The organism is Burkholderia sp. BCC1644 (assembly GCF_902833225.1).
Lineage (GTDB): Bacteria > Pseudomonadota > Gammaproteobacteria > Burkholderiales > Burkholderiaceae > Burkholderia.
In genome coordinates this window covers 90,242-102,912 of sequence record NZ_CADFEI010000019.1, presented here as the reverse complement: position 1 = coordinate 102,912, position 12,671 = coordinate 90,242, and the positions used below count along the sequence as shown (strand labels likewise).

15 protein-coding genes are annotated in these 12,671 nt (G+C 67.9%); 9 read left to right on the top strand and 6 right to left on the bottom strand.

Annotated elements, in window-relative coordinates; genetic code table 11:
- Positions 1 to 22: 22 nt before the first annotated feature.
- The 3 genes from HWX87_RS30305 (at position 23) to HWX87_RS30295 (ending at position 2,471) form a co-directional block, all read left to right on the top strand.
- The gene (locus tag HWX87_RS30305) at positions 23 to 799 is read left to right on the top strand and encodes an ABC transporter ATP-binding protein (protein ID WP_059233415.1); all 777 of its coding nucleotides are present in this window, start codon (positions 23 to 25) and stop codon (positions 797 to 799) included.
- Positions 799 to 1,515, top strand: a complete 717-nt coding sequence (locus HWX87_RS30300) for an ABC transporter ATP-binding protein (RefSeq protein WP_059233416.1) — start codon at positions 799 to 801, stop codon at positions 1,513 to 1,515. Before HWX87_RS30305 ends, HWX87_RS30300 begins: the two co-directional genes overlap by 1 nt.
- Positions 1,516 to 1,799: 284 nt before the next feature.
- Complete coding sequence (locus HWX87_RS30295) at positions 1,800 to 2,471, top strand: DUF2278 family protein (RefSeq protein WP_176050678.1); 672 nt, start codon at positions 1,800 to 1,802, stop codon at positions 2,469 to 2,471.
- Between the two features lie 24 nt (positions 2,472 to 2,495).
- On the opposite strand, the gene HWX87_RS30290 is transcribed toward HWX87_RS30295, so the two are convergent.
- From HWX87_RS30290 to HWX87_RS30280, 3 genes are all read right to left on the bottom strand, one after another.
- Entirely contained in the window at positions 2,496 to 2,951 is a 456-nt protein-coding gene (locus HWX87_RS30290) for a GNAT family acetyltransferase (RefSeq protein WP_176050677.1), read from the bottom strand.
- 13 nt (positions 2,952 to 2,964) lie between these two features.
- Positions 2,965 to 4,149, bottom strand: a complete 1,185-nt coding sequence (locus HWX87_RS30285; RefSeq protein WP_176050676.1) for an acetylornithine transaminase — start codon at positions 4,147 to 4,149, stop codon at positions 2,965 to 2,967.
- A gap of 295 nt (positions 4,150 to 4,444) precedes the next feature.
- Entirely contained in the window at positions 4,445 to 5,476 is a 1,032-nt protein-coding gene (locus tag HWX87_RS30280) for a CDP-6-deoxy-delta-3,4-glucoseen reductase (RefSeq protein ID WP_174942003.1), read from the bottom strand.
- A 107-nt stretch (positions 5,477 to 5,583) separates the two neighbouring features.
- Between HWX87_RS30280 and HWX87_RS30275 the strand changes: the two genes are divergently transcribed.
- A complete protein-coding gene (locus HWX87_RS30275) occupies positions 5,584 to 6,621 on the top strand; it encodes an NAD-dependent epimerase/dehydratase family protein (protein WP_176050675.1) in 1,038 nt (345 codons plus the stop codon).
- Here the strand turns inward: HWX87_RS30275 and HWX87_RS30270 are convergent.
- The gene (locus HWX87_RS30270) at positions 6,604 to 6,792 is read right to left on the bottom strand and encodes a hypothetical protein (protein ID WP_176050674.1); all 189 of its coding nucleotides are present in this window, start codon (positions 6,790 to 6,792) and stop codon (positions 6,604 to 6,606) included. The genes HWX87_RS30275 and HWX87_RS30270 overlap by 18 nt on opposite strands.
- Before the next feature lie 106 nt (positions 6,793 to 6,898).
- Positions 6,899 to 7,615 carry a 16S rRNA pseudouridine(516) synthase gene (locus HWX87_RS30265; RefSeq protein WP_176050673.1) on the bottom strand — a complete coding sequence of 239 codons (717 nt, stop codon included), beginning with the start codon at positions 7,613 to 7,615 and terminating at the stop codon, positions 6,899 to 6,901.
- A gap of 114 nt (positions 7,616 to 7,729) precedes the next feature.
- On the opposite strand from HWX87_RS30265, the gene copC reads away from it, so the two are divergent.
- The 4 genes from copC to HWX87_RS30245 all read left to right on the top strand — a co-directional run bounded on the left by copC (position 7,730) and on the right by HWX87_RS30245 (position 10,716).
- The gene (copC, locus tag HWX87_RS30260; protein WP_176050672.1) at positions 7,730 to 8,104 is read left to right on the top strand and encodes a copper homeostasis periplasmic binding protein CopC; all 375 of its coding nucleotides are present in this window, start codon (positions 7,730 to 7,732) and stop codon (positions 8,102 to 8,104) included.
- Between the two features lie 65 nt (positions 8,105 to 8,169).
- Positions 8,170 to 8,670 carry a DinB family protein gene (locus tag HWX87_RS30255; protein WP_176050671.1) on the top strand — a complete coding sequence of 167 codons (501 nt, stop codon included), beginning with the start codon at positions 8,170 to 8,172 and terminating at the stop codon, positions 8,668 to 8,670.
- Positions 8,671 to 8,849: 179 nt separating this feature from the next.
- Positions 8,850 to 9,623, top strand: coding sequence for an SDR family oxidoreductase (locus HWX87_RS30250; protein WP_027785181.1), 774 nt, complete (start codon positions 8,850 to 8,852; stop codon positions 9,621 to 9,623).
- Between the two features lie 157 nt (positions 9,624 to 9,780).
- Entirely contained in the window at positions 9,781 to 10,716 is a 936-nt protein-coding gene (locus HWX87_RS30245) for a LysR family transcriptional regulator (RefSeq protein WP_176050670.1), read from the top strand.
- Positions 10,717 to 10,739: 23 nt separating this feature from the next.
- On the opposite strand, the gene HWX87_RS30240 is transcribed toward HWX87_RS30245, so the two are convergent.
- Positions 10,740 to 11,636: a LysR substrate-binding domain-containing protein gene (locus tag HWX87_RS30240; protein ID WP_176050669.1), complete on the bottom strand. Its 897-nt coding sequence runs from the start codon at positions 11,634 to 11,636 to the stop codon at positions 10,740 to 10,742.
- 106 nt (positions 11,637 to 11,742) lie between these two features.
- Between HWX87_RS30240 and HWX87_RS30235 the strand changes: the two genes are divergently transcribed.
- Positions 11,743 to 12,633 (top strand): alpha/beta hydrolase, encoded by an 891-nt coding sequence (locus HWX87_RS30235; RefSeq protein ID WP_176050716.1) that lies wholly within the window; start codon positions 11,743 to 11,745, stop codon positions 12,631 to 12,633.
- Positions 12,634 to 12,671: the final 38 nt, after the last annotated feature.

Genomic DNA, 12,671 nt, shown 5'->3' with positions numbered 1-12,671 from the left:
GAACGGACAAGGGGATATCCACATGAGCGACAAGCAAATCCGACTGTCCGTGCAGGGCGTGAACAAACGCTTCGGCGGCCTGCAGGCATTGTCCGACGTCGGCCTGCAGATCAAGGAAGGCGAGATCTACGGCCTGATCGGCCCGAACGGCGCCGGCAAGACGACGTTCTTCAACGTGATCACGGGCCTCTACACGCCGGACTCCGGCGATTTCAAGCTGGACGGCACGAACTACACGCCGACGGCCGTGCACCAGGTGGCCAAGGCCGGCATCGCGCGCACGTTCCAGAACATCCGCCTGTTCGGCGGGATGACGGCGCTCGAGAACGTGATGGTGGGCCGCCACGTGCGGACCAAGCACGGCCTGCTCGGCGCGGTGTTCCAGACGCCGGCCGAGCGCCAGGAAGAGCGCGAGATCAAGGAACGCGCGATCGAGCTGCTCGAATACGTGGGCGTGCTGCAGTACGCGGACTACACGTCGCGCAACCTGTCGTACGGCCACCAGCGCCGTCTCGAGATCGCGCGCGCACTGGCCACCGACCCGAAGCTGCTCGCGCTCGACGAGCCGGCGGCCGGGATGAATGCGACCGAGAAGGTCGAACTCACGCGCCTGCTCGACAAGATCCGCTCGGACGGCCGCACGATCCTGCTGATCGAGCACGACGTCAAGCTCGTGATGGGACTGTGCAACCGGATGACGGTGCTCGATTACGGCAAGGTGATCGCCGAGGGTCTGCCGCAGGACGTGCAGAAGAATCCGAAGGTGATTGAGGCATATCTCGGCGCAGGGGTGCACTGATGGCAGCGGCAATGTTGAAAATCAAGGGCTTGCAGGTCAACTACGGCGGCATCCAGGCCGTCAAGGGCGTTGACATGGAAGTCCGTCAGGGCGAGCTCGTGACGCTGATCGGCGCGAACGGCGCAGGCAAGACCACGACGATGAAGGCGATCACGGGTCTGAAGCCGTATTCGGCGGGCGACATCGAGTACGACGGCAAGTCGATCAAGGGCGTGCCGTCGCACGAACTGCTCAAGCGCGGCCTCGCGATGGTGCCGGAAGGCCGCGGGATCTTCGCGCGGATGTCGATCATCGAGAACATGCAGATGGGCGCATATCTGCGCAACGACAACGAGCAGATCAAGAAGGACGTCGAGCGGATGTTCGGCTTCTTCCCGCGCCTGAAGGAGCGTGCGACGCAGCTCGCGGGCACGCTGTCGGGCGGCGAGCAGCAGATGCTGGCGATGTCGCGCGCGATCCTGTCGAAGCCGAAGCTGCTGCTGCTCGACGAGCCGTCGATGGGGCTGTCGCCGATCATGGTCGAGAAGATCTTCGAAGTGGTGCGCGAGATCTCGAAGGAGGGCATCACGGTGCTGCTCGTCGAGCAGAACGCGCGCCTCGCGCTGCAGGCGGCCGACCGTGGCTACGTGATGGATTCGGGCACGGTCACGATGGAAGGCGACGCAAAGCAGATGCTCGACGATCCGAAGGTGCGTGCCGCGTATCTGGGCGAATGAACGAGTAACCGAGCGGGCCCGGCGACGCGCGGCGGCAGATGCCGCGCGGTTCGCGCCAGGGCTTTCGAAAGGCTGTCACGGGTTGCCGTGACAGCCTTTTTTCATGTTGTGCGATGTGTGCCGAACTGTGCGCGTGAACGCGACTCCATTCGACTGTTGCGCCGCGCATGCGGCGCGGGAATGGTGGAGCGCAGGCCGTCGGCAAGCGGTTCGATGCCGGTGGCCCGCAAACCGACACACGGGCCGCGTAGCATCGGCGGTCCATCCGAACACGGAGAGCACGCATGAGTCTGGACTACGGTTTCGTGAAGGCGAAGGTGACATCGGTGGCGACGCTGAAGGGCTCGCCGCATGGCAGCGAGATTCAGTATCACATCCACCTGACGCTGGCGCTGCCGTCGGGCGACTGGGATGTCGCGATCAACGTCGGCACCAGCGACGCGGACGACTTGTTGAACTACAAGCTCGTCTACGATTTCCATCATCCCGTCACCGAGACGCTCGCGGCCGCGGCCGAAGGCTACACCGACCTCACGGGGCAGACCGCGCTGCCCGCGCTCGACTACCTGCGCAGCGACATCCTGAACGAGACGGGCGCGTGGCGCGCGAGTGCGGTGATGGACGGCACCGAGAATCCGGAGCCGATTCCGTCGCTGCTGCGGCTCGTGAACGCCGCGCAGTCGCAGGGCCTCGACGTCGTCGTGTTCGGCCGCACCTATACGGAAGGCAACGGCATTCACGACACGCACATGAACCAGGGCTCGACGGGCCCGAACTACCTGCATCGCGCGGGCGACGACCACAACGACCACAACGACGTGTGGCAGGACGGCGCGCTGATCGTGCGCGTGAGCCAGTCGCAGTGGGCCGCGTATTTCGCGGCGTTCGAGCAGCAGGCCGTGCCGACCGACGCGCTCGGCAATCCGCTGCCGGGCGCGGGGCCGATCACGCGCTGAGATCGCCGGCTGCCGGCATTCGCGTCACGCGGCCGGCAGCGTCTTGCCGAACGAGATGCGCTCCTCGACGCGATAGCCGAGCGCCGCATAGAAGCGGCACGCGTCGTCGTTGCCGGGCAGGACCTGCAGGTTGATCTTCAGGCACCCGCGCGCGGCTAGCGCACGTTCCGCGTGCGCGATCAGCGCACGGCCGACGCCGAGCCGGCGAGCGTCGTTCGCGACGCCAAACGAGTAGAGCCAGCCGCGATGTCCGTCGAAACCCGCCATCAGCGTGCCGACGACGCGCGCGCCGCTGGTCGCGACGAAAAACAGTTCCGGCTGCGTCGCGAGCTTGAGCTCGATCGATCGCAGCGGATCGCGATGCGGCGGCGCATCGGTGTCTTCGTATTGCGGGAACGCGTCGCGCCATACCGCAAGCACGGCATCGGTGTCGGCGCGTTCGAACGGGCGGATAGCGACAGCATCGGCGGTGGTGTCCATCGCGGCGGTCTCCTTAGAGCGTGTCGAGGATCGACCGCAGCATCGCCATCATCTGGTCGATTTCTTCGGTCGTCACGTTCAGCGCGGGCATGAAGCGCAGCAGGTTCGGCCGCGCGGCGTTCAGCAGCAGGCCGTCCGGCTGCATGTCGCGCGCCTTCTCGACGATCTGCGGGCCGATGTCCTTGCCGAGCAGCAGCGCGCGCAGCAGGCCTTCGCCGCGTTCGCCCTCGAAGCCGCGCTCTTCCGACAGCTCGAGCAGCTTGCGCTTCAGGTATTCGCCGCGTGCGCGCACGCCCTCGAGGAAGCCGGGCGCGACGAGCTGCGAGATCACCGAATAGCCGACCGCCGTCATCAGCGGGTTGCCGTTGTAGGTGCCGCCCTGATCGCCCGCCTCGAATACCGCGACGTCGGCCTTCGACAGCAGCGCGCCGAGCGGCGCGCCGCCGCCGATGCCCTTCGCGAGCGTCATGACGTCCGGCTCGATACCGGCGAGTTCGTACGCGAACAGCGTGCCCGCGCGGCCGCAACCGCTTTGCACTTCATCGACGATCAGCAGCAGGTTGTGCTGCTTCGTCAGCGCGCGCAGCGCCTGCATGAATTCGCGCGTCGCCGGGATCACGCCGCCTTCGCCCTGGATCGGTTCGAGCATCACGGCGACGGTCTTGTCGGTGATCAGCTTCTCGACCGAGTTGATGTCGTTCAGCTCGGCCTTCGGGAAGCCCGGCACCTGCGGTGCGTAGATCGTGTCCCAGCCCGGCTTGCCGCTGGCCGACATCGTCGCGAGCGTGCGGCCGTGGAAGCTGTGGTCGAACGTGATGATCTCGTACGCGCCGTTCTTGAACTTGCGGCCCCACTTGCGCGCGAGCTTGATCGCGCCTTCGTTCGCTTCGGCGCCGCTGTTCGTGAAGAACACCTTGTCGAACACGCTGTGCTGCGTGAGCAGGCCCGCGAGCTTCGCCATCGGCTCGTTGTAGAACGCCGGCGACGGGTTCAGCAGCTTTTCGGCCTGCGTCTTCAGGGCTTCGACGATACCGTCGTTGCAGTGGCCGAGGCTGTTGACGGCCCAGCCCTGGATGAAGTCCAGATAGCGCTTGCCCGTGTGATCGTAGAGCCACGAACCCTTGCCGTGCGTAAACACGATGTCGGGGCGGTTCGTGATGTACATCAGCGAGTCGATCGGAAAATCGTTCAGGGGCATGGCAGCAGACTCCAGCGGACGTTGAAAGGGAACGGGCAATAAAAAAGCCACGGAAGGCCGTGGCTGGTGGATTCGAACAGCTTGTGCGTAACCGGTGAAGCGGTGTGGAGGTTACGCGCGAGTCCGTGACGAGCCTGCGGCATCCGGGCGGAGCGGCGAGCGGCGACGTCGAAGGGTGGACAGGAAGCAGTTCATGTGCGCAAGCATAAGGCATCCCGCGCCTCACTGTAAACCGCTGCGATGCCACGTATGTGACATCGCAGCGTGCAGCGCGGGACGCGGGCGGCCCCGGCGCTCAGACCGGATGCGCGAGATCGGCGGCGCTCGTGAACGAGTCCGCGTAGAACTCGTCGGCCGGCAGTGCGTGGTGCTGCGTGAAGTCGCGCTGCGCGGATTCGACCATCACCGGCGCACCGCATGCGTACACCTGGTGGCCCGACAGATCGGGCAGGTCCTCGATCACTGCGCGATGGACGAAGCCCGTGCGGCCCGTCCATTGATCGCCGGCGTCCGGCTCGGAGAGCACCGGCACGTACTTGAAGTTCGGAATCTCGCGCGCCCACTGCTCGGCGAGTTCGTCGAGGTAGATGTCCTTCTTGCGGCGGGCACCCCAGTAGAGCGTCATCGGGCGCGTGATGCCCGAGTGCTTCACATGCTCGATGATCGCCTTGATCGGCGCGAAGCCCGTGCCCGACGCGAGCAGCACGATCGGCTTGTCGGAATCCTCGCGCAGGAAGAACGTGCCGAGCGGGCCTTCGAAGCGCAGGATGTCGCGCTCCTTCATTGCGCCGAACACGTGGTCGGTGAACTTGCCGCCCGGCATGTGGCGGATGTGCAGCTCGATCGGGCCTTCCTCGTGCGGCGCGTTCGCCATCGAGTAGCTGCGGCGCGAACCGTCCTTCAGGATGAACTCGACGTACTGGCCCGCGAGGTACTGCAGGCGTTCGTTGGCGGGCAGTTGCAGCTTCACGACCATCACGTCGTCGGCCTTGCGCTCGAGCGCGGCGATCCGGCACGGCAGCTTCTTGACCTGCACGCCGTCGACGCCGGCGATTTCACGCACGTCGATTTCGAGATCGCACTGGGCCTTCGAGCAGCACAGCAGCGCGAGGCCGCGCGTGCGTTCGTCGTTGGACAGTGCCGACGCGGCGTGCGGGCCCTGTTCGATCTGGCCCGACACGATCTGGCCCTTGCAGGAGCCGCACGCGCCGTTCTTGCAGCCGTACGGCAGATGGACGTTCTGGCGCAGCGCGGCGGCCAGCACGGTTTCGTCCGACTCGACCTGGAATTGCCGGCCGCTTTGCTTGAGAGTGACGTTGAATGCCATAGAACCAAACTAGAACAAAATGTGGGGACCGTGCATGTCGCGCACGGCAGCTACAATGCAAGACCGTTGCGCGTCGCGCAACGGCCGCTACTGATTTCGCAACCAACATGATCGCGACACGAATCCTGCGCCGGCCGCGCGCACTGATCGTCGGCTGCGGCGACGTCGGCATGCGCTGCGTCGCGCAATGGCGCGCCGCGCGCCGCAACCTGCGGATCTTCGCGCTGACGAGCCACCCGGCCCGCCGCGACGAACTGCGCGCCGCAGGCGCGACGCCGATCGTCGGCGATCTCGATCGCCGGGCGACGCTCGGCCGCCTCGCGGGCCTTGCCCGCACGATCCTGCATCTCGCACCGCCGCAATCCGACGGCCGTGACGACCGGCGCACGCGTGCGCTGATCGCCGCAACGTCCATGCCCGCGCGTCGGCCATCGACCCCGCCGGCACCGGCGGTCGGCCGGCTCCGGACGCTGCGCACCGCTGCACGGCAGGCCGGCGCACCCGTTCGGGGAGCGCGTATTGTACCCGACGGCCTTCGCGCGCCGAGGCTCGTCTACGCGAGCACGACAGGCGTATACGGCGACTGCGGCGGCGCGCGCATCGACGAAACGCACCCGCTGCGCCCCGCCAATCCGCGCGCGTTCCGGCGCGTGTCGGCCGAGCGGCAACTGCGTGCGGCGACGGTGCGCGGCGTGTTGTCCGCGCGCATCGTGCGCATTCCCGGCATCTACGCGGCGAACCGTCTGCCGGTCGCGCGGCTCGAGCGCGGCACGCCGGCGCTCGAACCGGCCGACGACGTGTACACGAACCACATCCACGCGGACGATCTCGCGGCGATCCTGCGCCGCGCGGCCGAGCGCGGCAGGCCGGCGCGCGCCGTGCACGCGTCGGACGACAGCGAACTGCGGATGGGGGAGTATTTCGACCGGGTCGCGCAGGTGCTCGGCCTGCCGAGGCCGCCGCGCGTCAGCCGCGCGGACGCCGAGCGGCAGCTCGAACCGACGCTGCTGTCGTTCATGCGCGAGTCGCGACGCCTGTCCAACGCACGGCTCAAGGGCGAATTGTGCGTGACGTTGCGATATCCGACCGTAGACGATTTCCTTCAAACGCTCGCGCCGGGCAGCGCGTCAGGTCAGCGCCGGTAACGCCTCGATCAGCAGGAAGCACAGCAGCGCACCGATCAGCGCGCCAATCAGGTTCGGATGATATTTGTGCTTCGCGTGCATCATGGCCAGCAGGCCGCCGATCGCGACGACACCGATGAGCGCGAACGCGATCATCACGGACGACAGTTCGAAAGAATGGTTGATGTTCATGGTATCTCCCCCTGCATCGCTGCTCTTGCAGCTTGTGAGTTCAGTATAGCGGGGGAACCTGCGGCCGAGACGCGGCCGGGCACCGAACGGTCGTGCGGATTTTCCCTTACAGGGTTTTGACTGGATTGCGCAGCGCTGAAAGGTCGGCGTCATCGAGCCAGCGCCACGCACCCGGCGCGAGATCGCCCGGCAGCGTGAAGCCGCCGATGCTTTCGCGGTGCAGCAACTCGACGCGATTGCTCGCCGCCGCCACCATGCGCTTGACCTGGTGGTATTTGCCTTCGAGGACGGTCAGCGCGAGCGCGTGCGTGTCGCGCGCGTCGGCGGCGACGGCCGCGATCGGCTTCGGCTCGCCGTGCAGCTGCACGCCGCTACGCAGCGCATTCAGCTGCGCATCGTCGAGCGGGTGGCGCACGGTCGCGACGTAGGTCTTCGGCACCTTGCGCTTCGGCGACGTGTACGCATGCACGAACTGACCGTCGTCGGACAGCAGCAGCAGGCCGGTCGTGTCCTGGTCGAGACGGCCGACGCACTGTACGCCGCGCGCGACGAGCGGCGCGGGCAGCAGGCTGAACACGCTCGCGTGATGCTGCGGATCGCGCGAGCACTCGTAGCCGGCCGGCTTGTTGAGCGCGAGATATGCGCGTGCGTGGAACGGCCACGCCGTATCGTCGACCGAGAACACGAGGCCGTCGGTGTCGAACGTGGCGTCGGGGTCGGTCGCGCCGGTGCCCGCGACGGCGACGCGGCCCGCTTCGATCAGGCCGCGGCACTGGCGGCGCGAGCCGAAGCCCTGAGTGTAGAGAATGCTTTCGAGATCCATAGCGCGCGCATTCTATCAAGCGGCGGCCGATGACCGGCATGAACGCGCATGCGCTGGTAAGCTGCCGGAACGCCGCGCGGGGTGCGGCGCCCGTTCATTCTTCACGGAAAGTCCATGCGTTTCGATTCATTCCCGTTCGGCCGCCAGGCCGCCACCCTCATCGTTGCCGCGACCGTCTCGTCGGCCGCGTTCGCGCACGCGCATCTCGCGAAGAGCGATCCGGCGGCAGGCGCGGCGGTGGCCGCCGCACCGGCTGCCGTCACGATCGACTTCACCGAGCCGCTGGAGCCGGCATTCAGCTCGATCGTCGTCGTCGACGGCGGCGGCAACACGGTATCGGACGGCCGCGCGCGCATCGACGCGTCGAACCGCAAGCGGATGACGGTGCCGCTGACGGCAATCGGCGCCGGCGCCTATACGGTGAAATGGGTGGCCGTCGCGACCGACGGGCACCGCACGCAGGGCGCGTACGGTTTCAGCGTGAAGTGACGCAACGGCGGCGGCAGGCCCGTGCCAGGGTTGTCGTCGCCCTCATCCGACAGGGAGTTTCCCGCATGAACCCGACGACGCTCGACGCACTCGCCGATTTCCCCCGTCAGCTCGAAGCGCATTTCGCGGCCGTCCCCGACGGCTACGCGCGCTGGACGCCCGACGACTGGGCCGGGATCCCGAGCGAGCATTTCTCGCCGCTCGGGCAGCTCTGCCACGTGCGCGACATCGAGATCGACGGCTATCACGTGCGGCTGCGGCGGATGCTCGACGAGGACCGGCCGCTGCTCGCGTCGATCGATGGCGACGCGCTCGCGATCGAGCGCCGCTACAACGATGCGTATGCGTCCGACGTGCTCGCGGCGATCCGCGAAGCGCGACGCGAAACGCTGGAGTTGCTGTCGCGCGTGACTCCCGAGCAGTTCGAGCGCACCGGCGAGTTCGACGGCTACGGTTCGCTGACCGTGCGCGGGCTCGTCCACTACCTGTGCAGCCACGACCAGCAGCATCTGGCCGGCATGCAGTGGCTGCTCGGCAAGATCGACGCGGCGCTTTACGCTCGCTGAGACGGCGGCTGGCCGTTCGGCCTGGTGCGGAATCCGTCGTCGCCGTCGGTGCGGCTGACCACACAGCATCGCTCCGATTGGATCGTTTTTCTGGATAATCCATCCAGCCGCGACCGGCTGACCGGCGCGTCGCGCGTGCCTACACTCCTAGCTTCGTTCAACGGAAAAAGGAGTCAACCGTGGCAACTCACACGCTCGCAGACAAGGTCGTCCTGATCGCAGGCGGCGCCAAGAATCTCGGCGGCCTGATCGCGCGGGATCTGGCAGGCCACGGCGCGAAGGCGGTGGCGATTCACTACAACAGCGCGGCGTCGCAGGCGCAGGCCGAGGAGACGGCCGCCGCGGTGCGCGCGGCCGGCGCGCAAGCCGCAACGTTCCAGGCCGACCTGACCACGGCCGCCGCGGTCGAGAAGCTGTTCGACGACGCGAAGCAGCGCTTCGGCAAGATCGACATCGCGATCAACACGGTCGGCAAGGTGCTGAAGAAGCCGTTCACCGAGATCAGCGAGGCCGAGTACGACGAGATGTTCGCGGTCAACAGCAAGTCTGCGTTCTTCTTCATCAAGGAGGCCGGGCGGCACCTCGAGGATCATGGCAAGCTCGTCACGCTCGTGACGTCGCTGCTCGGCGCGTTCACGCCGTTCTATGCGGCGTACGAAGGGTCGAAGGCGCCGGTCGAGCACTTCACGCGCGCGGCGTCGAAGGAATACGGCGCACGCGGGATCTCGGTGACCGCCGTCGGGCCGGGCCCGATGGATACGCCGTTCTTCTATCCGGCCGAAGGCGCCGATGCGGTTGCGTATCACAAGACGGCGGCCGCGCTGTCGCCGTTCAGCAAGACGGGCCTGACCGACATCGAGGACGTCGTGCCGTTCATCCGCCATCTCGTGACCGACGGCTGGTGGATCACCGGCCAGACGATCCTGATCAACGGCGGCTATACGACCAAGTAACCGGGCCGCTCACGGGCCGCGCGGCCCACCGCAATGACGCGTTTGCGTGGACAATGAACGGGCGTGCAGCCGCGCGCCCGTTTTCTCTGTGCCGCCGACCTTGCCGCGATGTGCAGCGGCTGGCGGCGACGGTCGTCCGAACCCACGTTCCCTGCCGATGGACAAGCTGGATCAGGTCAGAATCTTCCTGCAGGTTGCCGAAATGGGCAGCTTCATCAAGGCCGCGCATGCGCTCGACGTGCCGCGCGCGACCGTGTCGGCGGCCGTCCAGCAGCTCGAGACGGGGCTCGGCACGCGCCTCCTGCATCGCACGACGCGCCAGGTGCAGCTCACGGCCGACGGCACGCTGCTGCTCGAACGCGGCCGGCGCCTGCTTGCGGAAGCCGACGATCTCGACCGCCTGTTTCGCCGCCGCGACCGCGACGTCGTCGGACGGCTGAACGTCGACGTGCCGAGCCGGATCGCGCGCCGTGTCGTCGCGCCCGCGCTGCCGTCACTGTTCCACCGCTACCCGAAGCTGCAACTGTCGCTCGGCTCGACCGACCGCTCGATCGACCTCGTGCAGGAAGGCGTCGATTGCGCGATCCGCGTCGGGCGGCTCGCGGACAGCAGCCTCGTCGTGCGGCCGCTCGGGCAGTTCACGCTGATCAACTGCGCGAGCCCCGACTATCTGCGCGAGTGCGGCGTTCCCGAGCGCCCGGATGCGCTTGCGCACGGGCACTGGGCGATCGGCTATGCGTCGCCGACGACGGGGCGCGAACTCGGGTGGGAATACTGCGCGGACGGCCAGCGCCACACGCTGACGCTGCCGAGCCGCGTGATCGTCAACAACGCCGAAACCTATATCGCCGGCTGCATTGCCGGCATGGGGCTGATCCAGATACCGCGGTTCGACGTCGAACATCTGCTGGAAAGCGGCGCGCTCGTCGACGTGATGCCCGGCTACCGAGCCGAGCCGATGGACGTGTCGGCCGTGTATCCGCACCGCCGCCATCGGTCGCGCCGGCTCAATGCATTCATCGAGTGGTTCGGCGAGTTGATGGCCGATGCGCTGACGGAGACGGCGGCCGGGCAGGGCGCGGACGGCGACTGATCGCGCCAGCCGTCGCGTACGTTTCAGTCGTCCAGCGCCGCGAACTGCCGGTGGCGCCCGGCGTCCCGCACCGCGTCGATCAACGCCGCGCCGGGGCCGTCGAGCTTCGCCGCGAACGCATAGAAGCGCGCGGCCGGCAGCGCCGGCAGGCCGTCCTGCGGCCCGCATTCGCGCAGGCCGTCGCGCAACTGGCTGCGCGCGAGCGCGGTGACCGCGAAGCCGGCGAGCGCGGCCGACACGCAGCCGGCCATGCTGCTGCTCTCGAACAGCACGCGGAACGGCCGCAGCGCGGCGGCGAGCGCCGCGACGGCCGCTTCCCGATAGACGCACGGCTGCGGAAACAGCGCGAGCGGCACTTCGCCGCCGGCGTCGAGCGCGCGGTCCGACGCGAAGGCCCACACGAGCGGCTCTTCCCACAGCAATTCGCCCGGCGTGTCGACCTGCCGGCACTGCTTGCCGAATACGACATCGAGCCGGCCGAGCGTCTGTTCGCGCAGCAGCGATGCAGTGATCCCGACCTTCAGCTCGATCGCCATACGCGGGTGGCGGTCGCGGAACGTGCGCAGCACGTGCGGCAGCCACGCACCGGCAAAGTCCTCCGACGCACCGACCCGCAGCGGCCCGTGCGCCGGCGCGCCGCGCAGCCGCGCGCGCACTTCGCGCTCCATGTCGACGATGTTGCGCGCGTAGGCGTACAGCGTGTCGCCGGCCGGCGTGAGCGCGATACGGCGCGTCGTGCGCGCGAGCAGCACGGTGCCGGCGGCCTGTTCGAGCCGCTTGATGTGGCCGCTGACGGCGGAGGGCGTGAGCGCGAGACGTTCCGCCGCCGGCGCGAATCCGCTGCTGTCGACGACTTCGAGGAAGGTGCGCAGCAGCGTGATGTCGAGTGCGGTCGACGCGGGATCGGTCAGCGGTTCCATCAATCGATTCAACGTGAAATTCAAAGAATGAATCATGATACTCCGTGAATCGTGATGAAAGGCCGGCCTACCATCGTGCCCTCAGGCTGACCCAACGGAGGACATGATGACGACCCATGCGCATGCGACGACCGCGTCGCTCGATATTGCCTATCTGGAATGGAACCCGCGCGGCGAGCGCGTGGCCGTGCTTGTGCACGGGTGGCCGGACAGTCCCGTCGGCTGGGAAGCGGTGGCGGCAGCGCTCGCCGGGCGCGGCTACCGCGTGCTGGCGCCCGCGCTGCGCGGCTTTGCGCCGACGCGCTTTCGCGATGCGTCCGTGCCGCGCAGCGGCGAGCTCGCGGCGCTCGGGCGCGACCTGCTCGAATTCGTCGATGTGCTCGGTGTCGAGCGGCCCGTGCTGGTCGGGCATGACTGGGGCGCCCGGGCGGCCGCGAACGCGTGCGGGCTGCGTGACGGTGCCGCTTCGCATCTCGTGATGCTGTCGGTCGGTTACGGCACCAACGATCCCGGCCAGCCGCTGTCGTTGCAGCAGGCGCGCAACTACTGGTATCACTGGTTCATGGCGACACCGCGCGGCGAGCAGGCGCTGCGCGACGATCGCCGTGCGTTTGCCCGCCTGATGTGGGACACGTGGTCGCCGCCCGGCTGGTATCGCGACAGCGATTTCGACGTGGCGGCCGACGCGTTCGACGGGCCCGACTGGATCGACGTCGTGCTGCATTCGTACCGGCATCGCTGGGGTTTCGCGCCGGGCACACCGGCCTATGCCGACGACAATGCGCGGCTCAACCCGGCGCCCGTGCTGGCGGTGCCGACGCTCGTGCTGCACGGCGGCGCGGATGCCTGCAATCATCCGGACAGCTCGGCGGGGCGCGAACGGTTCTTCGCCGGCCGCTACGAGCGGCGGATCGTGGATGCGGCCGGGCACTTTCCGCAACGCGAGGCGCCGGCGGCCGTCGCGGACGCGATCCTGCGGTTCTGCGAGCACGACTGAACGCGCGGCCCGTGCCGCGGCGCGCGGCCGTCCGATGC

Coding starts and splice junctions, on each gene's coding strand:
- HWX87_RS30305 (WP_059233415.1), top strand. CDS start 23: ATGAGCGACAAGCAAATCCGACTGTCCGTGCAGGGCGTGAACAAACGC.
- HWX87_RS30300 (WP_059233416.1), top strand. CDS start 799: ATGGCAGCGGCAATGTTGAAAATCAAGGGCTTGCAGGTCAACTACGGC.
- HWX87_RS30295 (WP_176050678.1), top strand. CDS start 1,800: ATGAGTCTGGACTACGGTTTCGTGAAGGCGAAGGTGACATCGGTGGCG.
- HWX87_RS30290 (WP_176050677.1), bottom strand. CDS start 2,951: ATGGACACCACCGCCGATGCTGTCGCTATCCGCCCGTTCGAACGCGCC.
- HWX87_RS30285 (WP_176050676.1), bottom strand. CDS start 4,149: ATGCCCCTGAACGATTTTCCGATCGACTCGCTGATGTACATCACGAAC.
- HWX87_RS30280 (WP_174942003.1), bottom strand. CDS start 5,476: ATGGCATTCAACGTCACTCTCAAGCAAAGCGGCCGGCAATTCCAGGTC.
- HWX87_RS30275 (WP_176050675.1), top strand. CDS start 5,584: ATGATCGCGACACGAATCCTGCGCCGGCCGCGCGCACTGATCGTCGGC.
- HWX87_RS30270 (WP_176050674.1), bottom strand. CDS start 6,792: ATGAACATCAACCATTCTTTCGAACTGTCGTCCGTGATGATCGCGTTC.
- HWX87_RS30265 (WP_176050673.1), bottom strand. CDS start 7,615: ATGGATCTCGAAAGCATTCTCTACACTCAGGGCTTCGGCTCGCGCCGC.
- copC (WP_176050672.1), top strand. CDS start 7,730: ATGCGTTTCGATTCATTCCCGTTCGGCCGCCAGGCCGCCACCCTCATC.
- HWX87_RS30255 (WP_176050671.1), top strand. CDS start 8,170: ATGAACCCGACGACGCTCGACGCACTCGCCGATTTCCCCCGTCAGCTC.
- HWX87_RS30245 (WP_176050670.1), top strand. CDS start 9,781: ATGGACAAGCTGGATCAGGTCAGAATCTTCCTGCAGGTTGCCGAAATG.
- HWX87_RS30240 (WP_176050669.1), bottom strand. CDS start 11,636: ATGGAACCGCTGACCGATCCCGCGTCGACCGCACTCGACATCACGCTG.
- HWX87_RS30235 (WP_176050716.1), top strand. CDS start 11,743: ATGACGACCCATGCGCATGCGACGACCGCGTCGCTCGATATTGCCTAT.